Origin of the sequence: Nonomuraea sp. NPDC003560, from assembly GCF_042878785.1 — a bacterium.
Lineage (GTDB): Bacteria > Actinomycetota > Actinomycetes > Streptosporangiales > Streptosporangiaceae > Nonomuraea.
Window position 1 is genome coordinate 386,406 of record NZ_JBIAOF010000002.1, and the last position, 25,522, is coordinate 411,927.

Sequence of the window (25,522 nt, forward strand, 5' to 3'; positions counted from 1 at the left end):
TCTGCGCCGACGTCATCAACCCTCGTGGAAAAGGGTGATCCGTCGCTCATCGCGGGTCTCTCGGTTCCGACAGTGTGAAAGGACTACTCGTGAGGCCCGTACGCACGGCCTTCGCGGGCGCGCTGCTGGGAACGCTCGTCCTGGCCGGATGCGGCCAGACCGGCGCCAATGTCGCCCCCTCGAACTCCCCCACCGATTCCCCCACCGGCCCCCCTGCCGCGACCGCGGCGGCGAGCACCGGGGACTTCCCGGTCACCGTCGAGGCGGGCAACGGCAAGGTCACCCTCGCCAAGAAGCCCGAACGCATCGTCTCGCTCTCGGCCACCCACACCGAGACGCTGTTCGCGGTCGGCGCCGGCCCCCAGGTCGTCGCGGTGGACGACCAGTCGAACTACCCGCCGGAGGCGCCCAAGAGCGACCTGTCCGGCTTCAAGCCGAACGTCGAGGCGATCATCGCCAAGAAGCCCGACCTGGTCATCCTCTCCAACGACCAGGACAAGATCGTCGCCGAGCTGGCCAAGGTGAACGTCCCCGTCCTGCTCGAACCGGCCGCCACCGGGCTGGAGGAGGCGTACGAGGAGATCAGCGAGATCGGCGCGGCCACCGGCAACAAGGCCAAGGCCGACGAGGTCGTCTCCGGCATGAAGGCGGCCATGGCCAAGCTGGCCGCCGACGCCCCCAAGGACAAGAAGCTCACCTACTACCACGAGCTGGACCAGACGCCGTACGCCGCCACGTCCAAGACGTTCATCGGCCAGGTCTACGGCATGTTCGGGCTGACCAACATCGCCGACCAGGCCCCGGACGCGGCGGGCGGCTACCCCAAGCTGTCGGCCGAGTTCGTCGCCCAGGCCGACCCCGCGCTGATCTTCCTGGCCGACGTCAAGTGCTGCCAGCAGAGCAAGGAGACGCTGGTCAAGCGGCCCGGCTGGAAGAACCTCTCGGCCGTCAAGAACGACCAGGTGATCCAGCTCGACGACGACCTCGCCTCCCGCTGGGGCCCGCGCGTCGTGGACCTGGCCCAGGCGATCGGCGCGGCCGTGGCCAAGGCCGGCGGCGCGGGCTGAGCGTGACAGGCAAGGCGCAGCCGTCGAGGGCGCGTCCCGTCTGGGTGGCGGGCGCCCTCGCCGTGCTGGCCCTCACGATGGTCGCCGGGCTGCTCGGCGGCGCGGCGGACATCTCGCCGTGGCAGGTGGTCCTCCAGGTGGCGGACTGGTTGCCGTTCGTCTCGGCCGACTCGGGCCTCGCGCCGGTCGAGCAGGGCCTGCTGTACGAGCTGCGCCTGCCCAGGGTGCTCGTCGCCGCGGTCGTGGGCGGCCTGCTGGCCATGGCCGGCGCCGGGTACCAGGGCGTGTTCCGCAACCCGCTGGCCGACCCGTACCTGCTGGGGGCCGCCTCCGGCGCCGGGCTGGCCACGACGCTGGCCATCGTGCTGCTGCCCGGTTCGAGCGCGAGCATCCCCGTCGCGGCCTTCGCCGGGGCGGTGGGCGGGGTGTTCCTGGCGTACACGCTGGGCAACGCGGCCGGCCGCTCCGGTGGCGGCTCCGGCGGCGGCACCGGTGGCGGCACCGGTGGCGGCACTGCGACATTGGTGCTGGCCGGGGTGGCGGTCACGTCGTTCCTGACCGCGATCCAGACGTTCGTCCAGCAGCTCAAGGTCGAGGAGCTGGAGCGCATCTACTCCTGGATCCTCGGCGACGTCGGCGGCGGATGGGACCAGCTCCTGCTGGTGCTGCCGTACGCCGCGGTCTCCTCCGTCCTGCTCCTGCTGCACGGCCGGATGCTGGACGTGCTCAGCGTCGGCGACGAGGAGGCCGGCAGCCTCGGCGTACGGGCCGGGCGGGTGCGCCTGACCGTCCTCGTGGCCGCCTCGCTGGCCACCGCGTCGGCCGTGGCGGTCAGCGGGCTCATCGGGTTCGTCGGCGTGGTCGTGCCGCACGTCGTCCGGCGGCTGGCGGGCGGCTCGTACCGGATCGTGCTGCCGCTGTCGCTGATCGGCGGCGCGGCCTTCCTCGTGGCGGCCGACCTCATCGCCCGTACCGTGATCGCGCCGGCCGAGCTGCCCATCGGGGTCGTCACGATGTTCGTCGGGGCGCCGTTCTTCGTCGGCGTCCTGCGCATGACCAGGCGGGTGGCCACGTGATCGGCGTACGGGCCCTGTCGGTGCGCCTGGGCGAGCGCGACGTGCTGACCGGCGTCGACGCGCACGTGCGGCGCGGCGAGTGGCTGGCGATCATCGGGCCCAACGGCGCGGGCAAGTCCACGCTGCTCAAGACCGTCATGGGCGCGATCGTCCCGCACCAGGGAGAGATCGTGCTCGACGAGCGCCCGCTCGCCGCGCTCAAGCCCCGCGAGCGCGCCAGGCTGCTGGCCTACGCCCCGCAGACGCCCGCCCTGCCGCCCGACATGACAGTCTTCGACTACGCCCTGCTGGGGCGCACGCCGTACATCCCCTACCTGGGACGGGAGAGCCGGCACGACCGCGAGGTGACCGGGTCCGTGCTGGACCGGCTGGACCTGACCTCCTTCGCCGGACGCCGCGTCGGCGAGCTGTCCGGCGGCGAGCGCCAGCGCGTCGTGCTGGCCAGGGCGCTGGCCCAGCAGGCCCCCGTGCTGCTGCTCGACGAGCCCACCACCGCTCTCGACCTCGGCCATCAGCAGCAGGTGCTGGAACTGGTCGACCGCCTGCGCCGCGCCGACGGCCTGACCGTCGTCACCACCCTGCACGACCTGACCGTCGCCGGCCTGTACGCCGACTCCCTGATGCTGCTGGCCGACGGCCACGCCGCCGCCACGGGCCGCCCCGAACAGGTGCTCACCGAGGCGCTGATCGGACGGCACTTCGACGCCCGTGTCAAGATCGAGCCGGGCCCCGACGGGCGGCCCGTGGTGCACCTGGTGCGAGGTGGGACGTGAAGCTGACCTATCGCGTGGAGGAGGGGACCCGGCTGGGGTCCCTGCTGTGGGAGTTCGGGCCCGGCTTCCGGATGATCTCCTCGGCCATGCTCGGCGGCGGCATCGGCCCCCGCGAATGGGTGCTGAACGCCCAGGTCGTGGCCGGTTACGCGCGGATGGACCCGGTGGACCACCTGGTCGAGCTGGGCCCGTCCGGCCCCGGCGTCGGCATGCTGACCGCCGCCTCCGTCGACCGGTACGTGCGGGCCGCCGACGGGGGAGCGGAGGCCGTGGCCACCGTCGGGCTGCGCGTCCCCACCTGGGCCGCCGCCCCCGAGGGCGCCGCCGACCCCGAGCTCGCCCCCATGCGGGCGGGCACCGTCAACATCGTCACCGTCCTGCCCGTCGCCATGACCGACGCCGCCCTGGTGAACCTGGTCATGACGGTCACCGAGGCCAAGACCCAGGCGCTGATCGAGGCCGGCTACCCCTGCACGGGCACCGCCTCGGACGCCGTCTGCGTGGTGGTGCCGCAGGACGGCCCCGAGCAGCTCTTCGGCGGCCCCCGCTCGGAGTGGGGCGCCCGCGCGGCCCGCGCCGTCCACACCGCCGTCCGCCGCGGCGCCGAGGCGTGGCGGCCTGGTGACTACAGGTGACGATTTTGGGGGAAGTAGCATGTGGACAAGGGCGTGACTCCCGATACTGAGTGGGTGACCGCATTGGCGATCGAACCGACAACGAGGCGCACCGTTTCTCCTGGCACGGCGCCGTTCACAGTCGACGACCTGCTCAGGTTCCCCGACGACGGGAACCGTTACGAGCTCTTCAACGGAAGCCTAGTAGTGAGCCCTGCCCCCACCCCCCTGCACCAGCGAGTGATCTTCCGGCTGCAGTGCATCCTCGACGAAGCGGCCCCTCCGGGGCTGGAGCCCTTGTCGACCGTCAACGTCCGTCCTGGAGAGAAGGACTTCTACATCCCCGACCTCGTCGTCGTGCCGGAGAAGGCGAGTGAGTCGGTGCCGCTCATGTTCGCCCCCAGCGACCTGCTGCTGGCAGTGGAGGTGGTCAGCCCCGGCACCCGGGCCTTCGACAGGAACACCAAGGCGGCGGCCTACGCGGCAGCCGGAATCCCCGTCTACTGGCGCGTGGAGCCCGACGAAGGGCCGACGCTCTATGTCTACGAGCTCGACGACGACTCCTACAAGGGGCCCGTCGCGTATGAGGCGGGCACCACTGTCAGTCTCTCGGCGCCCTATCCGGTGAGCTTCGATCCGGCCGTTCTGGTCGCCCCGCGGGGTTCGAAGCCGTAGTCGGTCGCGGCGCCTTCGGGGGTGATGTGGCCGGACTCCAGGTCGGCCAGGATCGCCGCCGGGTCCCTCTCCGACGGGGGGCCGAGGCCGCCGCCGCCCGTGGTCTCCACGACGAACGCCTCGCCCGCCGCGAACCGCACGTTGTTGACCTTCGAGGCCAGGCGTTCCACCCGCCCGTCCAGGTGGCGCTTGTGGAAGCCGCCCACCCTGCCGGGCAGGCCGCCGTCCCGGCCCGGGGGCGGGAGGCGCAGGCGGTCGCCGCGGGTGGTGACGTGGCAGTCGGCCAGGAAGCGGTAGACGGTACGCGAGCCGAGCCCGCCCCGGAAGCGGCCGGGGCCGCCGGAGTCGGCGATCGTCTCGACCGACTCCACGATCAGCGGGCAGCGGCTCTCCACCGGCTCGGCCTGCGGCACCGAGTTGCGGCCGATGCCGAAGTGCACGCCCGTCGCGTCCGGCCCGTCCAGCCCCTGCCGGGCGCCCACCCCGCCGAAGTCGTAGGACAGGTGGATCCAGTACGGCGCCCCCACCGCCGCGATCGAGAACGGCTGGAGGATCCCGCTGGCCGCGATCGCGCGGTCCGGCATCGCGTCCGACATCGCCTGGAACACCGCTTCCATGGCGGCGTAGATGGGGACGTACCGGCCGCCGCACGGATACGGCGAACGGGCGTTCAGCAGGGAGCCCTCCGGCAGGACGACCTCGATCGCGCGCAGGCAGCCGTCGTTCATCGGGATCGTCGGGTCCAGGAAACAGCGCACCGCGAAGACGGCCGCCGCCAGCGACTGCGACGCCGAGGCGTTGATCGCGGCGGGCACCTGCGGCCCGGTGCCGGTGAAGTCGAGGACGGCCGCGTCCCCGCCGAGCGTGACGGCGACCCGTACGTGGTGCGCCACCCCCGGCCGCACCCCGTCGTCGTCGATCGGGTACGACGCCTCGAACCGCCCCCGGGGTAGCTCCGCCAGCGCCGCGCGGGTCCTGGTCTCGGTGTGGTCCAGGTAGTCCTCGACGCCCGCGGCCAGGCCCGCCACGCCGTACTCGGCCATCAGGGCCTCGACGCGGGCGGCGGCCACCGCCGTCCCGGCCACCAGCGCCCGCACGTCGCCCATGACCTTGTCGGGCGTGCGGCTGTTGGCCCGCAGGACGGCCTCCACGGCCGGTTCGAGGCCGTCCCGGGTGGCCAGGCGGACCGGCGGGAGCTGGAGCCCTTCGAGGAAGATGTCGGTGGCCAGCGGCGCCATCCCGCCGGCCGACAGCCCGCCCAGGTCGGAGACGTGGATCATGGTGGCGGTGAAGTACGCCGGGACCCCGCCGGCGAACACCGGCCGGTAGACCAGCAGGTCGTTGGTGTGCACGCCGCCCCGGTAGGCGTCGTTGAGCGCGTACGCCTCGCCGGGCCGCATGGTGTGCGGCGGGACGTCCTTCAGCAGCTCGGGCAGCGCGACCTTCAGCGCCATGCTGTTCATCAGCGTGGTCGCCATGGACTGCGCGACCAGGCGGCCTCCGGCGTCCAGGATCGCCGCCGAGGCGTCGGAGCCCTCCACGATGAACGTCGAGTACGCCGACCGCACCACCACGATGCTGGCCTCCTCGGCGGCCACGACCAGCGCGTTCCTCAGCACCTCGGCGGTCAGGGCGTCGTTCACGCGGCGCCCTCCAGGGTCAGGAGCACCGCGCCCGACGGGCCGGCCGCCGCCCGCCAGCCGGGCGGGACGACGATCGTGGACTCGGCGTCCTCGACGATCGCCGGGCCGCGCACCCGGTCCAGCGTCCGCCGGGTGTGCACGGGGACGTCGAGCCACCCGCCGGCCTCGGGGAAGTACGCCCTCCTGCGGCCCGCCGCACCCCCACCAGCCCCAGGTGCGGCGGGAGTGGCAGGCGTGGCGGGCGTGGTGGGCGTGGTGGGCGTGGCGGCGTCGGTGACGCGGACGCGGTAGCTGACCAGCTCGATCTCCCCTTGCTGGACAATCCCATACACCTGCGCATATTTCGCGAAGAACCGCGCCGCCAGCTCCTCCCGCGACTCCGCCCAGTCCACGGTCAGGTCGTGCGACTGGCCCTTGAACCGCACGTCCACCGACCGGGCCACCCGCACCCGGGCGACGCCCAGGTCGGCGGCGGCGTCGGCGGCCAGCGCGGCGAAGACCTCCGCCGGGTCGCCCGCGTCCAGCCGCGACAGCACCCGGTCCGTCGAGAGCGCCCCCGCCAGCAGCCCGGCCGCCGAGGCCACCCCGCAGTACGCGGGCACCACCACCGTCGCGATCCCGAACCGCCGCGCCACCCCGGCCGCGTGCATCGGCCCCGCGCCGCCGAACGCCACCAGCGCGAACCCCCGCGGGTCGATCCCGCGCTGGACCGTCACCACGTGCACGGCCGCGGCCATCGAGGCGTTGACGATCTCGTGCACGGCGTGCGCGGCCTCCTCCCGGGACACCCCGAGCGGCCCGGCCAGCCGGTCCACGGCCTTGGCCGCGAGCGGCGCCGACAGCGGCATCGAGGCCGAGGAGAGATAGCCGAGCACGAGGTCGGCGTCGGTGACCGTCGGCTCGCCGCCGCCGAGCCCGTAGCACGCGGGACCGGGGGAGGAGCCCGCCGACCGGGGCCCGACGCGCAGCGCGCCAGCCGGGTCCAGCCACGCGATGCTGCCCCCGCCCGCGCCGACCTCGGCCAGGTCGATGGCCGGCGTCTTGATCGGCACGCCGGTGCCCGCCCGCCGCCCGCCGAAGCTGCCCTTGCCGCCCACGTGGAACTCGTGGGTGATCTCCGGACGTCCCCCGCGCACCACGCACGCCTTGGCCGTCGTGCCGCCCATGTCGAACGAGATCACGTCCGGCAGCCCGGTGGCGGCCGCCGCCAGCACCCCGGCGGCCGGGCCCGACTCGATGGTGGACACCGCGCGCCGGGCCGCCAGCTCGGCCGAGACGACCCCGCCGCCGGACTCCATGACGTGCACGGGCGCGTCGATCCCGATCGCGGCCAGGCGCTCGCGCAGGCGCGAGAGGTAGGAGGTCATCAGCGGGCCGATGTAGGCGGACATGATGGTGGTGGTGGCGCGCTCGTACTCGCGGATCTCGGGCCAGATCTCGCAGGAGGCCACCACGTGCGGCACGTGCTCGCGCAGGATCGCCGCGGCCCGCCGTTCGTGGGCGGGCTCGGCGTAGGAGTGCAGCAGGCAGACGGCCGCCGAGGTGATACCGCGCCGGGCGATCTCCGCGGCGGCCCGCCGTACCGAGCCGGGGTCAAGGGGGGTGAGCACGGCGCCGCGGGCCGAGACGCGCTCGTCCACCTCGAAGCAGTCGCCGGGCGCGACCGGGGGAGGGGGCGGCGTGAAGCGCAGGTCGTACCGGTCCTCCTCCACGCGGGCGTGACGGCCGAGCGGGACGGCGGCGCGGAAGCCCCGGGTGGTCACGAACGCCACCCGCGCGCCGGTGCGTTCGAGCACCGCGTTGGTCGCCAGCGTGGTGGCGTGCACGACCCGGGTGACCCGGGCGGGGTCCACGGATCCGAGCGCGCGAGTAACGCCGGTGAGTATGCCCGCGATGGGGTCGTCGTGGGTGCTCAGACACTTGGCCACGGCGGTGACCCCGTCGGGGCCGCTCAGGACCACGTCGGTGAAGGTGCCGCCGACGTCGACGCCGATCGCGAACCCCATCCCGGTACGGTAGTTCCCCGAGCAAGCGCTTGTCTATGTATCGATCCCTTGACTTACGGCATCTGATTGGGAACCTGGATCTATTCAGTGTTTGGAGCCAAGATGGCGCGCATCACAGCTCTGGCGGGCGGCGTGGCGGCGGTGCTCGTGCTGCTCGCGATCCCCGCCGCTCCCCCCGCCGCGGCCCACAACCATCCCAGCGGGATCACCGATCTGGTGACGCCGGCCGTGGTGCGGGTGGAGGCGGTGTCCCATGTGGAGATCACCCTGCTCGACCACATCGGCGAGCTGAAACACGTGGAGCGCTCCTACGACATCCCGTTCGCCTCGGGCACGGGGACCGTCGTCAACCCCGAGGGCGACGTCGTCACGCTCAGGCGCAACGCCGTCAACCCCGATGACGTCGCCGTCTACGCCGCCAACAAGATCTTCGCCGAGCACCACAAGGTCAAGATCCCGCTCGACTACCAGAAGCACAAGCTCAAGGACGACCTGCTCGACCACCACCTGCAGGAGTGCTACCCGCCCAAGACCAGCACCGCCACCTGCATCATCGACGTGACCACCGACATCACGGTGTTCACCAACGTCTCGCCGCCCGGCCAGGGCCTGAAGTACAAGTGCATCAAGGCCGGCAAGACCCCCGACACCCCCGCCGTGCTGGTCCCGCTCACGCCCGCCGCCGGCAGCGTCGGCATGCCGACCGCGCCGCTCGCCGACAAGGTGCCCGAGCAGGAGGGCTCGCCGACCAACGTGGCCGGCTTCCTCGGCCGGCCGGGGCCCGGCGTCCAGGAGACCGTGCAGATCGCCCACCTGGCCAAGGGCGGGCAGGCAGGCGTGTCCGGCAGGCCGTTCGCCGACCCGGAGAAGAAGGTGGACGAGCCGGTCAAGCTGGGCGCCCTGGTCGACCAGGGCCTGGCCGGTGCGCCGGTGATCGGCGACAAGGACGGGCACGTCATCGGCATGCTCATCGGCGGCGGCAAGACGGCCGGCATGCTGGGCGTCAGGGAGATCACCGCCACCCTGGCCGCGGCCAAGGTCGCGCCGCGCAGGGGCGCGATCGACACCGCCTTCGAGGCCGCGCTGACCCGCTACCACACCAGGTACTACACCGAGGCGGCGCCGGGCTTCCAGCGCGTCCTGGAGCTCTACCCCGGCAACGTGGTGGCCGCCACGCTGCTCAAGACGTCGCTGGCCAAGCGCGGCGGTCCCGAGGACCAGGGCACCAAGCAGGCGGCGGCGCCCCCGTCGCGCTCCACGCCGCTGTGGCCGTTCCTGGTGGCGGGCGGGCTGCTGCTCATCGCCGGGGCCGGCCTGGTGTTCCTGCTGTGGCGGCGGCGGGCCCCGGAGAGACCGGTCGAGCTGCCGGAGACCCTGCCGGCGCCCTCGCCCTTCGACGAGGGCGCGAGCCAGACCGTCGTCGTGCGCCGCTCGCAGCCGTTCCAGGCGGTCCCGCAGCAGCAGCAGGTGATGACCGCCCCCGACTCGCCGCCGGTCAAGTACTGCACCTCGTGCGGCATGAGGCTCGGCCCGGCCCATCGTTTCTGCGGCTACTGCGGCCATCCCATCGAGACGTGATGCAATTGAACGACAGATCGCTCATCGGCCAGGAGGTGGCCGGGTACTACATCGAGGACATCGTCGGCAAGGGCGGCATGGCCGTCGTCTACCTGGCGCTCGACCCCCGGCTCAGCCGCCGCGTGGCGTTGAAGATCCTCAACCCGGTGCTCTCCGTGGACGACAGGTTCCGCCAGCGCTTCATCCTGGAGTCCAGGACGGTCGCCAGCATCGAGCACCCCAACATCATCCCCATCTACGAGGCCAACGCCGACGCCGACGGCGTGCTCTACATCGCCATGCGCTACGTGGACGGCCTCGACCTGCGCCGGCTCATCTACGACCGGGGGCCGCTGCCGCTCGCCCAGGCCAGCCAGATCTTCGCCCAGACGGCCGCCGCGCTCGACGCCGCGCACGCCCACGACCTGATCCACCGCGACGTGAAACCGGCCAACATCCTGCTGGCCGGCGACCACGTCTACCTGACCGACTTCGGCATCACCAAGCACCGTTCGTCGATCTCCGGCCTGACCCAGACCGACCAGTTCATCGGCACACCCCGGTACATGTCGCCCGAGCAGATCAACAAGGAGCACATCGACGGCCGGTGCGACCAGTACGCGCTGGCCTGCGTGGTCTACGAGGCGCTGAGCGCGCGGCTGCCGTTCCAGCGGGAGAACGACATCGCGCTGCTGTGGGCGCACCTGGCCGAGCAGCCCGCGCCGCTGTCGCAGCTGCGTCCCGAGCTGCCGCCGCAGGTGGACGTCGTGATGGCGCGCGCGCTGGCCAAGGCGCCCGAGCAGCGCTACGCCACCTGCGTCGAGTTCGTGACCGCGCTGCGCGACGCGATCAGCGGCCAGGAGGCCGAGCCGGGCGGCCGGCACCCGTCGGGGCCTCATCCGGTCCCGCACGCCGTCCCGCGCACCGGCCCGCACGCGGCTCCGGTCCCGGGAGCGGCGGCGGGTCCACAGACAGGCCCTCGTACGGGGCCTCAGGCCGTCCCACAGACAGGACCGCAGCAGAGCCCGTACGCGGTGCCCGGCACGGGCCCGCACGGCCTGGGGCAGCCCTCGGGGCCGCATGAGGACCATTCCCGGCGGGCGGCCCCCACCCATCCCACCGCTCCGGCCAGGCGGCCGGGGCGGCTGCCGATCGTGGCGGTCACCCTGGTGGCCGCCGTGGCCGCGCTGACGCTGGTCGCAATGATCATCTTCAACCACCGCGGCGACACCTGGTCGCGCTACGCCGCCAGCGCCGCCGCGCCGCTGGCCTTCGAGTACCCCGGCGACTGGACCGCGCGCACCCACCAGGACCTGTTCGCCGTGGCCTCGCCGCACGCCACCGAGTTCGAGTCGCTGTTCGTGGCCGGTCCGGGCGCCGACTGGTCGGCGATCTCCCAGATCGTCGCCGACGACCCCGACAGCGCCGTGGGCGTGTACGTCCAGGTCTCCGACACCCTCGACGCGGGCGGCGACTCCGAGCAGATGAAGAGCAAGATGGACAACCTGCTGCCCGGCCAGGTGGACCTCGGCAAGCCGGTCCAGGACCAGGCGGGCAGCAGCCCGGCCACCCGCTTCGACGGCGTCCTGCACGACCCGGCCGGCGGCACCCGGCTGGGATTCGTCAGCTACGTCATCGACCGTCAGCCCAAGACCATGCTCGTGATGTACTTCTGCGCCAAGAACACCTGCGACGACGCCGTCCAGACGCGCATCAGGCAGAGCGTGCGCCCTTCGTAGACTTGTAACTGACTTGTGCCCGGCTTGACCTGGGTGTCCAAGCCGGGCATCGGCCGTCTACCCTCCGCCTGTGGGCATACGAATCGTCATCGCCGACGACCAGGCGATGGTCAGGGCCGGGTTGCGCATGGTCGTCGAGAGCGACCCCGGCATGGAGGTCGTCGGTGAGGCCGGCGACGGACGCGAGGCCATCGCGGTGGCCCGCCGCACCAGACCCGACATCGTCCTGATGGACATCTCCATGCCCCGGCTCGACGGGCTGGCCGCGGCCAAGGAGCTGCTGGACACGCCCTCGCCGCCCAAGGTCATCACGCTCACGACGTTCGACACCGACGAGAACCTGTACGCCGCGCTGCGCGCCGGCACCAGCGGGTTCCTGCTCAAGGTGTCGCCGCCCGAGCAGCTGCTGGAGGCGATCAGGGTGGTGCACGCCGGCGACGCGCTGCTCGACCCGGCCGTGACCAGCCGGGTCATCGCCACCTTCGCCGGGCGCGCCGACCCCACGCCCTCGCCGATGCTGGCCGAGCTGACGCCGCGCGAGCTGGAGGTGCTGCGGCTGCTGGCCAGGGGGCTGACGAACGCCGAGATCGCCAGGGACCTGTACGTCGGCGAGGCCACGGTCAAGACGCACGTGGCCAGGGTGCTGATGAAACTGTGCCTGCGGGACCGGGCCCAGGCGGTCGTCTTCGCCTACGAATCAGGGGTTGTGCGCCCTGGTGCGGCCTGAGGTTTGACGGACAGGGGGGTACGTATGTGTATATTTTCCGTGAGAAGGCGGTAGCAACAGGAGATATTTCATGCCATCGTTCCCCCGGGTGCTGTTCGACGAGGCCCACAGCGAGTCGTGGACCATCCGCCGCGAGGTCGCCGAGACCATCAATCCCGCCCATCCCGACGACAACAGCTACGCGCGCGCGGCAGCCGCGCTGCGCCATCTGGGGCACGACGTGCTCGCCCACACCGAGGGCGCCCTGACGGCCGGGGCGCTGTCCGGCCAGGACGTCCTGGTGATCGCCCACCCGTCCGGCGACCGGTGGGAGCGCACCACCGGCCACGGCAGCCCCGTCTTCGCCGCCGACGAGCTGGACGCCGTCGAGTCGTTCGTGGCCGAGGGCGGCGGGCTCGTGGTGCTGGCCGAGGAGGAGCAGGACAAGTACGGCAACAACGTCGCCGAGCTGCTCGGCCGCTTCGGCGTCGGCGTCGGTCACACGACCGTGCGCGACCCGAGGAACGCCCACCGCGAGGTCGCCACCTGGGTGCTCGCCGAGCGCGCCACGGGCGACGGCGTGCTGGCCGGCGTCCAGCGGGCCTGCTTCTACCGCTCGGGCGTCCTGACCGCCCCCGAGGGGGCCACGGTGCTGTTCGCCACCTCGGCCACCGCCGACCCGGCGGGCGCGCCGCTGGCCGTCGCCCTGCGGCACGGCAAGGGCCGCGTCGTCGTGTTCGCCGACTCCGACCTGTTCGGCGACGACTCGATCGAGGACTACGACCACCGCAGGCTCTGGGGCAACGTGATCACCTGGGCCGCCCGCGTCCCCGGCGGCGACGAGGCCGCCGGATCCCGGGACGAGGCCAAGGCCGCGCTGTTCACCCGGCTCAAGGAGGCCGTGGAGGAGCTGCGCCCGCTGCAGGTCAAGGACGGCTCGGTGCCGGAGGAGAAGGAGCGGGCCAAGGCGCTGGTCGCCGAGATCGGCCGCCGCGTGGGCGAAATCTCGCCTTATTTCCCCCATGACGCCGCGTACCTCCAGGCCGTCCAGGACGACCTGGCCGCCTGGGCCGAGCAGGACCTCGGCGTGCCCGACTTCCTGCGCGCCCTGGACCTCTTCCACCCCGACACCCAGCGCGTGGACGGCCTGGAGCACGTCGTGGTGTTCCCCATGTACACCCAGAACGGCAACCTCAGCCGCAACCTCGAAGCCGTCTGGATCCGCACCATCTGGCCCGACTGGCTGGCCCGGCTGGAGGCCGGCGGCTACGACAACCCGATGTTCGTGCCGATCGCCTTCGAGGACTTCACCTCCGGCTACGACACCCACTCGGCCGTGCTGTTCCCCGAGACGGTCGCGGTGCGCCAGGCCCCGGCCCGCTTCACCTGGGGCGGCATCTTCGCCGACCGCGAGTCCGCCCGGTTCCGCCGGGTCTCGGCGGCGGCCGCCGCCACGCTCCGGCTCGACCTGCCGCCGGACGCCGCCCGCCTGCTGGACTCCCAGCAGCTCGCCCAGGACACGTTCGTGCTGTGGGACCTGATCCACGACCGCACGCACAGCCACGGCGACCTGCCGTTCGACCCGTTCATGATCAAGCAGCGGATGCCGTACTGGCTGTACTCGCTGGAGGAGCTGCGCTGCGACCTGACGGCGTTCGGCGAGGCCGTGGAGCTGGAGGGCAAGGGCGTGCCGCACGCCCGGTACGTGCAGCTCGCCATCCTGTTCGACCGGCTGTTCAGGTTCCCGGTCACCGGTGACCGGGTGCGCAACTACGACGGGCTCGGCGGCCAGCTGCTCTTCGCGTACCTGCACCGCAACGACATCGTCCGCTGGACCGACAACCGGCTCACGATCGACTGGGAGCGGGTCGCGGACGGCGTGGCCGACCTGCGAGGCGAGGTCGAGAAGTTGTACCGCGACAGCATCGACCGGTCCAAGCTGGCCCACTGGCTGGCCGCGCACGAGCTGGTCAGCGCGTACGTGCCGCCGGCCCCCGGCTCGGTGTGGGCCAAGGGCGTCCAGGCCCTGCCCGAGGAGCAGAAGGCCAAGGTGGACGCGGTGCTGCCGGACGAGTTCCCGCTCAGCATGTTCTACGAGGCCCTGCGCCGTAAGCTGACAGACGTGGTCGAGTCGACTAAGGGGATCCGCGCATGATCATCCTGGTGACGGGGGCCGGCGGCCCCACCGGGGAAGCCGTTTCCGAGCACTTCCGCAAGCAGGGGCACACCGTGATCGGGGTCGACAAGGACGACGTCGACCTGCTCGACCGCGCGGCCGTCCAGGACCTCGCCGCCCGGATCGACGCCGAGCACGGCCGGGTCGACGGCGTGGTCCACCTGGTCGGCGGCTGGCGCGGCTCGCGCACGTTCGCCGACACCCGCCTGGAGGACTGGGACGCCCTGCACGACCTGCTGATCCGCACGCTCCAGCACGTGTCGCTGGCCTTCGAGCCGCTGCTGCGCAAGAGCGACAACGGCCGGTTCGTGATCATCTCCGCCAAGGCCGCCCAGCGCCCCACGGCGGGCGGCGCGGCCTACGCGGCGGCCAAGGCGGCCTCGGAGGCGTGGACGCTCTCCCTGGCCGACGCGCTGTCCGGCACGAACGCGGCAGCGGTCATACTGGTGGTGAAGGCCCTGGTCAACGACGCGATGAGGGCCGCGAAGCCGGAGGCGAAGTTCCCCGGCTTCACCGACGTCGGCGACCTGGCGGAGGCGATCGCCGGCCTCTACGACCGCCCCGCCGCAGACATCAACGGCACCCGATTGGACCTCACTTCTTGATCCCCCGGCACGACCCCCAGCTCAAGGCGTTCGCCAGCGACAACTACGCCGGCGTGCACCCGGAGATCCTCCAGGCCATCGTCCAGGCCAACGGCGGTCACCAGATCGCCTACGGCGACGACGTCTACACCGAGGCGCTGCAGCAGGTCTTCCAGCGGCACTTCGGCGACGGGGCGCGGGCCTGGCCGGTCTTCAACGGCACGGCGGCCAACGTGGTCTCGCTGCGCGCGATGACCGCCCACTGGGAGGCGGTCATCTGCGCCGAGAGCGCCCACATCCACACCGACGAGGGCGGCGCACCCGAGGTGGCGGGCGGCATCAAGCTGCTCACCGTGCCCACGCCCGACGGCAAGCTCACCCCCGAGCTGATCGACCGCCAGGCGTGGGGCTTCGGCGACGTGCACCGGGCCCAGCCCAAGGTGGTGTCCATCTCCAACACCACCGAGTGGGGCACCGTCTACACGCCCGAGGAGATCGCCGCGATCTGCGCCCACGCGCACGAGCTCGGCCTGCTCGTCCACCTCGACGGCTCGCGGCTGACCAACGCCGCCGCCGCGCTCGACGTGCCGATGCGGGCCCTGACCACCGACGCGGGCGTGGACGTGCTCTCCTTCGGCGGCACCAAGATCGGCCTGCTGTACGGCGAGGCCGTCGTGGTGCTCAACCCGTCGGCGGCCACCGGCGTCGACTACATCCGCAAGACGTTCATGCAGCTGTCGTCCAAGATGCGGTTCGTCTCGGCGCAGTTCGAGGCGCTGCTCTCGGGCGACCTGTGGCTGCGCAACGCGCGGCAGGCCAACGCCATGGGGCGGCGGCTGGCCGAGGCCGTGGGGCGCATCCCGGGCGTCACGCTGCCCCGGCCCGTGGAGGCCAACGCTGTCTTCGCGATCCTGCCGGCGGACGTCACCGAGCGGCTGCAGAAGCGCTTCCGGTTCTACACCTGGAACGAGGCGACCGGCGAGGTGCGCTGGATGTGCGCCTTCGACACCACCGAGGCGGACGTCGACGCGTTCGCGGCGGCGGTCGCCGAGGAGATGCGGGCCTGACCGGCGGTCAGGAGGCGTGCCGCTCCGCCTGCGTGGCCAGGCGGGCGGCCTGCCAGCCGCCCATCCCGTGCACGCCGGGACCCGGCGGCGTCGAGGACGAGCAGAGGAACACCCCCGGCAGCGGGGTGCGCCACGGCGCGGCCGACCAGACCGGCCGCCGCACGAGCTGGACCAGGTCGTTCAGCCCGCCGCCGATGTCGCCGCCGACCAGGTTGGGGTTGCCCGCCTCCAGGGCGGCGGGGCCGGTCGCGTGCCTGGCCAGCACCCGGTCGCGGAAGCCGGGCGCGTACCGCTCGACCTGGGCCTCGACGGCGTCCGTCATGTCCGCCGCCGAGCCGTTGGGGACGTGGCAGTAGGCCCACAGCGTGTGCCCGCCCCTGGTCGGATCGGCCGCGTACGGCTGCACGACCAGCACGTACGGGCGGGGCGAGTGCCGTCCGGCGGCGACCTCCGCCTCGGCGAGCGCGATCTCCTCCAGCGTCCCGCCCAGGTGCACGGTCCCGGCCCGCGCGACCTCCGGGTCACGCCAGGGCACCGGGCCGTCGAGCGCCCAGTCCAGCTTGAAGACGCCGGGCCCGTACCGGTAGCGGCGCAGGCCGCGGCGGTAACCGGCGGGCAGGTCGGCCATCGCGAGGAACTGCCGGGGCGTCACGTCGAGCACCACCGTCCGGGCGTCGAGCTCGTCGAGCCGCTCGACCCGGTGGCCGGTCACCGCCTCGCCGCCCAGCGACCGCAGCTCGGCCACCAGCGCGTCGGCCAGCACCTGCGAGCCGCCGCGCACGACCGGCCAGCCCACCAGGTGGGCCAGCGCCCCGAGCACCAGCCCGTAACCGGCGCTGACCGGGGAGCGCAGGTCCAGCATGGAGTGCGCGGCCAGCCCGGCCAGCAGCGCCCGCCCCTCGACGGTGCGCAGCGCCCCTCGGCCGAACGTCGTGGCCGGCAGCGCGGCCGCGGCCCCGAACCCGGCCGCCCGCGCGAACGTGCGCGGCCCGGCCCGCCACGGCCCGAGCGGGCTGAGCAGCACCTCCATGAGCGGGAACCCGGCCCGCGCCGCCGCCCCCGCGGTCGCCTGCCAGACCCGGCCGTCCCTGCCGAGACCTTCGGCCGTACGGGCCGCGTCGCGGTGCAGCAGCACGGCCGGACGGTCGTCGAGCGGATGGGCCGCGGCCACCGGCGGATGGGCGAACTCGACCCCCTTGAGGCCGAGCGCCCGCATCGCCGGCGAGGCCAGCGCCATAGCCATCACGGTGGCGCCCAGGTCGTGCACCCGGCCGGGCAGCGTCAGCTCGCCGGAGCGCAGCCCGCCGCCGAACCGGTCGGCCGCCTCCAGCAGCAGCACCTCGCGCCCGGCGCGGGCCAGCATGACCGCGGCGATCAGCCCGTTGGGGCCCGACCCCACGACGACCGTCTCAGCCCTTGCCGTGACCATGGCGCCCGCCCTTCCGCGCTCCGGGGCTCCAGCCTCTCACGCCGCCCCGGGCGGGGGTTCAGGAGGCCAGGATCGACGGGTACGGCTGCGCGCCCCGCTGCTTGAGCAGGTCGGTCATCAGCTTGATCTCACCGCTCTGCCCCTGGACGATCTTCTGGGCCATGCCGGCCACCTCGTCCCGCTTGGACAGCTTGAGCAGCCCCTCGGCCATCTCCACGCCGCCCTCGTGGTGGCGGATCATGAGCTGCAGGAACAGCACCTCGGCCTGGACGCCCTGCAGCTCCTTGAGCTTGGCCAGCTCCTGCGGCGAGGCCATGCCGGGCATCGCGCCCGCGGCCGTGCCCGCAGCCGTGCCCGCGGTCGCGGGCGTGGCGCCGTGGCCGTGGCCCGCCATCCAGGCCATCGGGCGCTGGTCGGTCGCCTGGTCGAGGCCCCACTGCTGCAACCAGCCCTGGAACATGCCGCGCTGGTTGGACTGCGTGGTGATGATGTCGAAGGCGAGGTTCCTGATCTCCTTGGCCGGGCCCTTGTCCCGGATGACGAACGCCATCTCCACGGCCTGCGCGTGATGCGTGGCCATGTCGCGGGCGAACCCGGCTTCGGGCGAGGAGTCCCCGGGCGTGGAGTCGCGGCCGAACAGCAGGAACGCCGCGGCGAGGAGCACCAGCACGGCGCAGACGATCAGAACGGGTTTTCTGGCGGGCTTTTCCATGGCCAGTCCAGCGTACCCATCCCCGCGCAAGCTGTGATCCGACGCTTATGCGCCTCTTATTCTCCGCATACGCCGGTAGGGCATAGGGTGACCGAAGTCAGGTACGCCGATGGAGGGACGATGACGAAGGAGAAGGCGCAGGCGCGGCGCGAGCATCTGCAGAAGATGCGGGCCGAGCAGCAGCGCAAACAACGCCGCGCCGCACTGCTCATGTGGGGGACGGGCGGTCTCATCGTCGTGCTCCTCGTCGGCGTGGTCGGCATCTACCTGGTCAACCAGGCGCGCGCGACCTCGCTCGACGCGGTGACCAACTACAAGTACGAGGCCGGCCAGCACGTCGCCAAGACGGTCACCTACAAGGAGACCCCGCCCGTCGGCGGCGAGCACAACAACTACTGGCAGCAGTGCGCGGTCTACGACAAGCCGATCCACAACGAGCACGCGGTGCACTCGCTGGAGCACGGCGCGGTCTGGATCACCTACCGCCCCGACCTGCCCAAGGCGCAGCTCGACGCGCTGAAGGAAGTGGCCACCTCCACCGGCCAGCAGGACTACATGCTGGTCAGCCCCTACCCGGGCCTGCCGGCGCCGATCGTCGCCTCGACGTGGGGCCACCAGCTCAAGCTCCAGGACCCGTCCGACCCCAAGCTCCCGGCCTTCATCAAGAAGTACCAGAACGGCCGTGACACCCCCGAGCCGGGCGCCATCTGCGGCGGCCAGGACGCCATCACCACCACGTCCGACCAGGCCCCGCTGCCGCCCGCGCCGACGGGCAACACCCCGATGGAGACGCTGGCGCCTTCGCCCAGCCAGTCCAAGTAACGCCCCTTCGCGACACGTCGAGGGCCCGGCTCCGGCCGGGCCCTCGACGTGTGTCCGGGGGCTCGTGCTAGAGCTCGCCGACGAGCAGGCCGCGGCGCAGGCGGGCGTACTCCTCGAAGGAGATGCGGCCGTCGCCGTCGGCGTCGGCCCGCTGGAAGGCGGCCGAGAGCCCGTCGTCGCGGTTCCACAGCGTGCGGAACTCCGCGGCGGTGAGCTCGCCGTCGCCGTCGTGGTCGGCGAGGTCGAAGGTGGCGCGGAACATGGGGTTCAGCACGCCGTCGAGCGCGCCCGTGCGCACCAGCGCCTGGAAGGACTCGACGTACTCCTCCCTGCTGATCCGGCCGTCGTGGTCGGCGTCGAGGGCGTGCACGTGGACGTCCCAGGTGTCGAGGAACGCCGCCACGACCTTCTCGCCCTCAGGGCTGTCCGGCCGCGCGCCGGCCCGCCGGATGCGGTGGCGGGCCAGCGCGAGGTAGTCGTCCTTGGTCAGGAAGCCGTCGCCGTCGGTGTCGAGGTCGTCGAAGTTGCGTTCCGCGCTGCCGCGCAGGAGCACCGGATCCATCCAAGCCTCCGTTGTCACGGATCGTCATGGTCTCGTGACTCACCGTAACGTGCGGATCCGTGACGGCCAAGGCCCGGTCGCGTTCCACGCGACCGGGCCCGCGGCTCAGGTCAGCGCCTCCTCCAGCGGCGACCACTCCAGGCCGTGCGCCTCGGCCACCGGGCGGCTGGTCAGGCGTCCCTCGTGGGTGCTCACGCCGGCGGCCAGGGCGGGGTCCGTGCGGACCGCCTCGCGCCACCCCTTGCCCGCGACGGCCAGCGCGTACGGCAGCGTCACGTTGGTCAGCGCGAACGTCGAGGTGTGCGGCACCGCGCCCGGCATGTTGGCTACGCAGTAGAAGACCGACTCGTGCACCCGGTACGTCGGCTCGGCGTGCGTGGTCGGCCGCGAGCCCTCGAAGCAGCCGCCCTGGTCGATCGAGATGTCCACCAGCACCGAGCCCGGCTTCATCCGGCTCACCAGGTCGTCGGTGACCAGCATGGGCGCCTTGGCCCCCGGCACCAGCACCGCGCCGATGACCAGGTCGGCCTCCAGCACGGCCTTCTCGATCTCCAGGGTGTTCGACGCGACCGTCTGGCAGTGGCCCTGGTAGATCATGTCCGCCTGGCGCAGCTTGTCGATGTTGCGGTCGAGGAGCAGCACCTCGGCCTGCATGCCGAGCGCGATGGCGGCGGCGTTCATGCCGGACACCCCGGCGCCGATCACCACGACGTTCGCCGCCCGCACGCCGGACACGCCGCCCATGAGCACGCCCCTGCCGCCCTGCGAGCGCATCAGGTGGTACGCGCCGACCTGCGGCGCCAGCCGTCCGGCCACCTCCGACATCGGGGCGAGCAGGGGCAGCGAGCCGTCCCTGTTCTGCACGGTCTCGTAGGCGATGGACGTGACGCCCGAGTCGAGCAGGGCCCTGGTCAGCGGGCCCGAGGCGGCCAGGTGGAGATAGGTGAACAGGATCTGGCCCTTGCGCATCCGGTGGTACTCCTCGGCCACCGGCTCCTTCACCTTCATGATCAGGTCGCACGTGGCCCACACCTCGTCGGCGTGCGGCGCGATGACGGCGCCCGCCGCGGCGTAGTCCTCGTCCGGGATGGCCGAGCCGAGGCCCGCCTGCCGCTCGACGTGGACCTGGTGCCCGTGGCGTACCAGTTCGTGGACGCCCGCGGGGGTGAGTGCGACGCGGTATTCGCTGTTCTTGACCTCGCGGGGAACTCCGACCTTCATGGGGTCATCCCTCGTTCGCGTGGAAAGTTGCCGACAACCTGCGTTCTCATTTCCATTTTTCCTCCGATCTCACAGATAGGTGAGGATTTTTCGGCTGATTACCCCGCTGCTGCCCGTCCTCGATAAGCTCACCGGCAGCCCGAACGTCAGGATGGGGTCGTCAACGATGGACAGACCGGTAGAGGCGCCTCCCGCGGAGCCGGAAGAGCCGGAGGAGCCGAAGGCCAGCCGCCTCACCACCATCGTGCTGACCGTCTCGCTGGTGCTCGTCGTCGTCGTGGCGGGCGTGCTCGGCACGGTCGCCGTCCTGATGACCAAGAGCCCCGACAGCCCGCTGCTCGGCGGCGCGCCGCCGCAGCGCCTGGCCGTCCCCATCCACTTCGCGCCGGTCAAGGAGACCAAGACCGCGCCCTGTCCGGGCGACCCGGCCGTGCTCGACGAGCAGCAGACCACCTGTTACCTCCTGGAGGACGGCGTCACGGTCGGCGCCGTGCAGCGGATCGAGGCCGTACGGGGCACCGACAACTCCTACTCGGTGCGCATCGCGGTCGCGCCCGTCTTCAAGGACCGGCTGGTGCGGCTCATCGACGAGCTCCAGCCCACGCAGCGGCAGGTCGCGATCGTGCTGGCGCCCGAAGGCGAGCAGACGCCGAAGACGGTCCTGGCCGCGCCGGTCGTCACGCAGAGCATGGACGGCGACAGCCTGAGCATCGCGGGCTTCACCAAGGAGGAGGCCGACGCGCTGGTGGTCCGGATGCTCGGCACGCCGCCGTCCCAGCCGTCGCAGCCCGCGCAGCCGCAGTCGTCCCAGCCGGGCACCGACCAGCAGCCCCAGCAGCCGACGAACCAGCAGCCGACGGACCAGCAGCAGCCCACGAACCAGCAACCCACGAACCAGCAGCCGACGAACCAGCAGCCGCAGCAGCCCACGGACACCGGCCAGGGCACCGCGACCACCGGTACGACCGCCCCCGCGGGCGTCGCCCGCGTCCCCGACAAGCGGTACGCGAGCTGCAAGGAGGCCCAGGCCGCCGGCGACGGCCCCTACACGCGCGGACGGCATGAGGAGTACTCCTGGTATCCCGACCTCGACCACAACGGCGTGGCCTGCAACAGCGCTGACATCCGCTAACCGAACAGGGCCCGGAGGGCGTCGATGCCGAAGTAGGCCAGGAAGACCAGCGAGACGGCCCACAACAGCCATGGGATCTCCGCGAACTTCCCCCGGGCCGCCTTGATCAGCGTGTACGAGATCACGCCTGCTCCCACCCCGTTCGTGATCGAGTACGTGAACGGCATCAGCGCGATCGTCAGGAACGCCGGCACGGCCAGCTCGATGTCGGTCCAGGGCACGTTCTTGGACTGCGTCATCATCAGCGCCCCGACCAGCACCAGCGCGGGCGCCGCCGCGGCCGCCGGCACCACCGCGGCGATCGGCGTGAACAGCAGCGTCAGCCCGAGCAGCGCCCCGGTCACGACGCTGGCCAGACCGGTGCGCGCGCCCTCGCCCACACCGGCGGCCGACTCGACGAAGACGGTGTTGGCCGAGGCGCTGACCGAGCCGCCGATCATGCCCGCGACGCCGTCGACGGTCAGGATGCGGCCCAGCCGCGGCACCCGTCCGAGCTGGTCCACGAGCCCGGCCTCGTCGCTGACGCCGATGATCGTGCCCATCGCGTCGAAGAAGCCCGACAGCACCAGCGTGAACAGCACCACGGTCGCGGTCAGCGCGCCCGCCCTGGCGAACCCGCCGAACAGGTCGAACTGCCACACCAGCCCGAAACTCGGCGCCGCGACCAGCGACTCGGGCATGTGCGGCACGACCACCCCCCACTCCTTGGCGGGGACCGGCACCAGCGAGTTGACCAGGACGGCCAGGACCGCGGTGACCGCGATGCTGATGAGGATGGCGGCCGGGGTCCTGCGCACGTACAGGACGATCATCAGCAGCAGGCCGAAGCAGAACAGCGTGACCGGCCAGCCGGTGAGATGGCCGGTCGCGCCGAGCTGCACGGGGGTGCCGGTGCCCCGGGCGACGAAACCCGCGTCCACCAGGCCGATCAAAGCGATGAACAGGCCGATGCCGACGCTGATCGCGTGCTTGAGCGCCAGCGGGATCGCGTTCATGATCAGGGTGCGCAGGCCGGTGACGGCCAGGACGATGATGACCGCGCCCTCCAGCACGACCAGGCCCATCGCCTGCGGCCAGGTCATGTGCGGCGCGGCCTGGTAGGCGACCACCGCGTTCAGCCCGAGCCCGGCGGCCAGCGCGAACGGCGCGTTGCCGACGAACGCCATGAGCAGGGTGGACAGCGCGGCCGCCAGCGCGGTCGAGGTGGTCAGCTCGGCGATCGACAGCCGGGCGCCGGTGACGTCCTTCGCGCCGGCCAGGATGATCGGGTTGAGCAGGATGATGTAGGCCATCGCCATGAAAGTGGTCAGGCCGCCGCGGACCTCGCGTCCGACGGTCGTCCCCCGCCCGGTCAGCTCGAAGAGTCTGTCGAGCACCACACGTCCCCCTCGTCATGGCGAGGGGAGTGCGGGTCACCTACCCGGCGGGGGACATGATCACGCCTTCTCGTGCCGCCCGTGGCCGACCAGGCCGACGAACTCCTCCAGGCCGATCCGGCCGTCGCCGTCGGTGTCGGCGGCGTTGATGAACGCCTCGATCTCCTCCTCGGAGGCGCCGTGGACCCCCAGCGCCTCGTTGGCCTTCCTGATCTCGGCCGCGGTCAGCAGACCGTCGCCGTCGGTGTCGAAGCGACTGAACTCCGCCTCGGCGGCTTCACGACCGCTTGCCATCGGATACCTCCCCGTGATTGGACAAGGCGATATCTTCCGGCCTGATCGGAACGCGAGTCAACCGGAGCCCGGTCGCGGCGCGCACGGCGGCGGCGACGGCGGGGGTGGAGGAGAGCGTGGGCGGCTCGCCGGCGCCGCGGAGGCCGTACGGCGCGGACGGGTCCGGATTTTCCAGGATTTTCAGCTGCATGGGCGGCATGTCGAGCATGGTGGGGATCAGGTAGTCGGTGAACGACGGGTTCAGCACGCGGCCGTCGCGTATCTGGATCTCCTCCATGAGCGCCAGCCCGAGGCCCTGCGCCGTGCCGCCGTGGATCTGGCCCTCCAGCGCCTGCGGGTTCATGATCTTGCCCACGTCCTGCACCGCGGCCAGCTCCACCACCTTGACCAGCCCCAGCTCGACGTCCACGTCCACCACCGCGCGGTGCACGCACAGCGCGAGCTGCGTGTGCGAGTCGCCCTGCCCGGTCACCGGGTCCATCGGCTTCGTGGGCCGGTGCCGGTACTCGCGGGTCTCCTCGATCGGACCGAACCTGGCCAGCGCCTCCCGCGGCGGCAGCCCCTCGAACCGCTCGCGCACCGCCTCGCAGGCCGCCTTGACCGCGCCGCCCGTCACGTAGGACTGCCGCGAGGCCGACGACGAGCCCGCCGAGCCCACGGCGGTGTCGGCGGTCGCCACCGTCACGTCCTCGATGCCGAGCTCGGTGCGCGCGATCTGGGCCTGGACCGTGACCAGGCCCTGGCCCACCTCGGCGGCGGCGGTGTGCACGGTGACCCGCGGCTCGCCGCCGACCAGCTCGGCCCGCACCCGGGCCGTGGAGTAGTCGTCGAAGCCCTCGGAGAAGCAGATGTTCTTGATGCCGACGCCGTAGCCGATCCCGCGCCGCACCGACTCGCCGTGCGTGGTCTGCGAGACGCCGCCCGGCAGCGCGCGCAGGTCCGCCCCCGTCCGCGGGGCGGGCAGCGGCATGGCCTCCAGCTCGCGCAACATGCCGGCCAGCGGCGCGGGAGAGTCGATCACCTGGCCGGTCGCCAGCGCCGAGCCCTGGGAGACGGCGTTGCGCGCCCGGATCTCGACCGGCGACAGGCCGCACGCCTCGGCCAGCCGGTCCATCTGCGACTCGTAGGCGAAGCACGCCTGCACCGCGCCGAACCCGCGCATCGCCCCGCACGGCGGGTTGTTGGTGTAGACGCCCGCGGCGTCGATCCACACGTTCGGCACCTCGTACGGCCCGGCCCCCAGCGAGGCGGCGTTGCCGACCACGGCGGGGGAGGAGGAGCAGTACGCGCCGCCGTCCAGCAGGATGTCGGCCTTGACGTAGACCAGCCTGCCGTCGCGGGTCGCGCCGTGCTCGTAGCGCATCAGGGCCGGATGGCGGTGCACGTGGCCGAAGAACGACTCCTCGCGGCCGTAGACGATCTTGACGGGGCGGTTCAGGCGCAGGGCCAGCATGCACGCGTGCACCTGCATCGACAGGTCCTCCCGGGCGCCGAACGCGCCGCCGACGCCCGACAGCGTCAGCCGTACCTTCTCCGGCGGCAGGCCCAGGCAGGGGGCGAGCTGGTCGCGGTCCACGTGCAGCCATTGGGTGGCGATGTACAGGTCCACGCCGCCGTCCTCGGCCGGGACCGCGAGACCCGACTCCGGGCCGAGGAACGCCTGGTCCTGCATGCCGACCTCGTACTCGCCGGTGACGACGACCTCCGCCTCGAACATGTCGCCCTTGCGCACCGGCTGGCGCCTGACGTACTCGCGCGACTCGCGCGGATCGGTCACCGCCGGGCGCGGCTCGTAGTCGACCACGATGGCCCGCGCCGCCCTGCGCGCGGTCTCCGGGTGGTCGGCGGCCACCAGCGCCACCGGCTCGCCCTGGTGGCGGACCTGGTCGATGGCCAGCACGGGCTGGTCCTTGTGGTCGAGCCCGTAGAACTTCTCGCCGGGCACGTCCTCGTGCGTCAGGACGGCCAGCACGCCCGGCATGCGCAGCGCCGGGCCCACGTCGATCGACCGGATCCAGGCCGACGGGTGCGGGCTGCGCAGCGTCACGCCCCACACCATGCCGTCGAGCCACAGGTCGGAGGCGTAGGCGAACTCGCCGGTCACCTTCAGCGTCGCGTCCGGCCGCCGCGCGCTCGTGCCGACCCCCTCGGCCCCGCCGACGCCTTCGGACCTGGTGGAGTGGACCGTCTCCGTCATCCTCCGAGTAGAGCACCGGCCCGGCCCGGCCTCCTATGCCCGTGACGTGAAATCCCGGTCATCGCTTGACAGAGCGGGCTTGTATATTCCTCCA

Annotated in this window: 22 protein-coding genes; 13 read left to right on the plus strand and 9 right to left on the minus strand. The window is 72.3% G+C overall.

Annotated elements, in window-relative coordinates:
- Window positions 1–89 precede the first annotated feature (89 nt).
- From ACFYUV_RS07135 to ACFYUV_RS07155, 5 genes are read left to right on the plus strand one after another with little or no spacing between them, the layout of a single operon-like run.
- Entirely contained in the window at window positions 90–1,067 is a 978-nt protein-coding gene (locus ACFYUV_RS07135; protein ID WP_387665934.1) for an ABC transporter substrate-binding protein, read from the plus strand.
- 2 nt (window positions 1,068–1,069) lie between these two features.
- Window positions 1,070–2,143 (plus strand): FecCD family ABC transporter permease, encoded by a 1,074-nt coding sequence (locus ACFYUV_RS07140; protein ID WP_387665937.1) that lies wholly within the window; start codon window positions 1,070–1,072, stop codon window positions 2,141–2,143.
- Window positions 2,140–2,916 (plus strand): ABC transporter ATP-binding protein, encoded by a 777-nt coding sequence (locus tag ACFYUV_RS07145; protein WP_387665940.1) that lies wholly within the window; start codon window positions 2,140–2,142, stop codon window positions 2,914–2,916. The genes ACFYUV_RS07140 and ACFYUV_RS07145 overlap by 4 nt, the downstream gene beginning before the upstream one ends.
- Window positions 2,913–3,551, plus strand: coding sequence for an adenosylcobinamide amidohydrolase (locus ACFYUV_RS07150; protein ID WP_364332063.1), 639 nt, complete (start codon window positions 2,913–2,915; stop codon window positions 3,549–3,551). The genes ACFYUV_RS07145 and ACFYUV_RS07150 overlap by 4 nt, the downstream gene beginning before the upstream one ends.
- A 21-nt stretch (window positions 3,552–3,572) precedes the next feature.
- Window positions 3,573–4,205, plus strand: coding sequence for a Uma2 family endonuclease (locus ACFYUV_RS07155; protein ID WP_387665943.1), 633 nt, complete (start codon window positions 3,573–3,575; stop codon window positions 4,203–4,205).
- Here the strand turns inward: ACFYUV_RS07155 and ACFYUV_RS07160 are convergent.
- Window positions 4,148–5,848 carry a hydantoinase B/oxoprolinase family protein gene (locus ACFYUV_RS07160; RefSeq protein WP_387665945.1) on the minus strand — a complete coding sequence of 567 codons (1,701 nt, stop codon included), beginning with the start codon at window positions 5,846–5,848 and terminating at the stop codon, window positions 4,148–4,150. The two genes, ACFYUV_RS07155 and ACFYUV_RS07160, sit on opposite strands and share 58 nt — an antisense overlap.
- Window positions 5,845–7,854: a hydantoinase/oxoprolinase family protein gene (locus ACFYUV_RS07165; protein WP_387665948.1), complete on the minus strand. Its 2,010-nt coding sequence runs from the start codon at window positions 7,852–7,854 to the stop codon at window positions 5,845–5,847. Before ACFYUV_RS07165 ends, ACFYUV_RS07160 begins: the two co-directional genes overlap by 4 nt.
- A 102-nt stretch (window positions 7,855–7,956) precedes the next feature.
- Here ACFYUV_RS07165 and ACFYUV_RS07170 point away from each other — a divergent pair, with 102 nt between their 5' ends.
- The 6 genes from ACFYUV_RS07170 to ACFYUV_RS07195 all read left to right on the plus strand — a co-directional run bounded on the left by ACFYUV_RS07170 (window position 7,957) and on the right by ACFYUV_RS07195 (window position 15,683).
- Complete coding sequence (locus tag ACFYUV_RS07170) at window positions 7,957–9,432, plus strand: hypothetical protein (RefSeq protein WP_387665950.1); 1,476 nt, start codon at window positions 7,957–7,959, stop codon at window positions 9,430–9,432.
- On the plus strand, window positions 9,432–11,150 hold the full coding sequence (locus ACFYUV_RS07175; protein ID WP_387667461.1) for a serine/threonine protein kinase: 1,719 nt from the start codon (window positions 9,432–9,434) through the stop codon (window positions 11,148–11,150). The genes ACFYUV_RS07170 and ACFYUV_RS07175 overlap by 1 nt, the downstream gene beginning before the upstream one ends.
- A gap of 70 nt (window positions 11,151–11,220) precedes the next feature.
- Complete coding sequence (locus ACFYUV_RS07180; protein ID WP_125630960.1) at window positions 11,221–11,877, plus strand: response regulator transcription factor; 657 nt, start codon at window positions 11,221–11,223, stop codon at window positions 11,875–11,877.
- Between the two features lie 70 nt (window positions 11,878–11,947).
- Window positions 11,948–14,011, plus strand: a complete 2,064-nt coding sequence (locus ACFYUV_RS07185) for a DUF6421 family protein (protein ID WP_387665953.1) — start codon at window positions 11,948–11,950, stop codon at window positions 14,009–14,011.
- Window positions 14,008–14,637, plus strand: a complete 630-nt coding sequence (locus tag ACFYUV_RS07190; protein WP_357986948.1) for an SDR family NAD(P)-dependent oxidoreductase — start codon at window positions 14,008–14,010, stop codon at window positions 14,635–14,637. The genes ACFYUV_RS07185 and ACFYUV_RS07190 overlap by 4 nt, the downstream gene beginning before the upstream one ends.
- Complete coding sequence (locus ACFYUV_RS07195; protein WP_352353523.1) at window positions 14,634–15,683, plus strand: low specificity L-threonine aldolase; 1,050 nt, start codon at window positions 14,634–14,636, stop codon at window positions 15,681–15,683. The genes ACFYUV_RS07190 and ACFYUV_RS07195 overlap by 4 nt, the downstream gene beginning before the upstream one ends.
- A 7-nt stretch (window positions 15,684–15,690) precedes the next feature.
- Here the strand turns inward: ACFYUV_RS07195 and ACFYUV_RS07200 are convergent, their stop codons facing one another.
- Both ACFYUV_RS07200 and ACFYUV_RS07205 read right to left on the minus strand, forming a co-directional pair.
- The gene (locus tag ACFYUV_RS07200) at window positions 15,691–17,112 is read right to left on the minus strand and encodes a phytoene desaturase family protein (protein ID WP_387665958.1); all 1,422 of its coding nucleotides are present in this window, start codon (window positions 17,110–17,112) and stop codon (window positions 15,691–15,693) included.
- 58 nt (window positions 17,113–17,170) lie between these two features.
- Entirely contained in the window at window positions 17,171–17,824 is a 654-nt protein-coding gene (locus tag ACFYUV_RS07205; protein WP_387665961.1) for a DUF305 domain-containing protein, read from the minus strand.
- Window positions 17,825–17,944: 120 nt separating this feature from the next.
- Here ACFYUV_RS07205 and ACFYUV_RS07210 point away from each other — a divergent pair, with 120 nt between their 5' ends.
- A complete protein-coding gene (locus tag ACFYUV_RS07210) occupies window positions 17,945–18,646 on the plus strand; it encodes a DUF3105 domain-containing protein (protein ID WP_387665964.1) in 702 nt (233 codons plus the stop codon).
- 67 nt (window positions 18,647–18,713) lie between these two features.
- On the opposite strand, the gene ACFYUV_RS07215 is transcribed toward ACFYUV_RS07210, so the two are convergent.
- On the minus strand, window positions 18,714–19,208 hold the full coding sequence (locus ACFYUV_RS07215) for an EF-hand domain-containing protein (RefSeq protein ID WP_387665967.1): 495 nt from the start codon (window positions 19,206–19,208) through the stop codon (window positions 18,714–18,716).
- A gap of 105 nt (window positions 19,209–19,313) precedes the next feature.
- Window positions 19,314–20,429 (minus strand): alanine dehydrogenase, encoded by a 1,116-nt coding sequence (ald, locus tag ACFYUV_RS07220; protein WP_387665970.1) that lies wholly within the window; start codon window positions 20,427–20,429, stop codon window positions 19,314–19,316.
- Window positions 20,430–20,595: 166 nt separating this feature from the next.
- Between ald and ACFYUV_RS07225 the strand changes: the two genes are divergently transcribed.
- The gene (locus ACFYUV_RS07225; RefSeq protein WP_387665973.1) at window positions 20,596–21,561 is read left to right on the plus strand and encodes an excalibur calcium-binding domain-containing protein; all 966 of its coding nucleotides are present in this window, start codon (window positions 20,596–20,598) and stop codon (window positions 21,559–21,561) included.
- Here ACFYUV_RS07225 and ACFYUV_RS07230 read toward each other — a convergent pair.
- The 3 genes from ACFYUV_RS07230 to ACFYUV_RS07240 are packed head-to-tail and all read right to left on the minus strand — an operon-like array spanning window position 21,558 to window position 25,428.
- Entirely contained in the window at window positions 21,558–22,937 is a 1,380-nt protein-coding gene (locus tag ACFYUV_RS07230; RefSeq protein ID WP_387665975.1) for an NCS2 family permease, read from the minus strand. The genes ACFYUV_RS07225 and ACFYUV_RS07230 overlap by 4 nt on opposite strands.
- 60 nt (window positions 22,938–22,997) lie before the next feature.
- Complete coding sequence (locus ACFYUV_RS07235; RefSeq protein WP_387665978.1) at window positions 22,998–23,231, minus strand: EF-hand domain-containing protein; 234 nt, start codon at window positions 23,229–23,231, stop codon at window positions 22,998–23,000.
- Window positions 23,215–25,428, minus strand: a complete 2,214-nt coding sequence (locus ACFYUV_RS07240; protein ID WP_387665980.1) for a xanthine dehydrogenase family protein molybdopterin-binding subunit — start codon at window positions 25,426–25,428, stop codon at window positions 23,215–23,217. The genes ACFYUV_RS07235 and ACFYUV_RS07240 overlap by 17 nt, the downstream gene beginning before the upstream one ends.
- Between the last annotated feature and the right edge of the window lie 94 nt (window positions 25,429–25,522).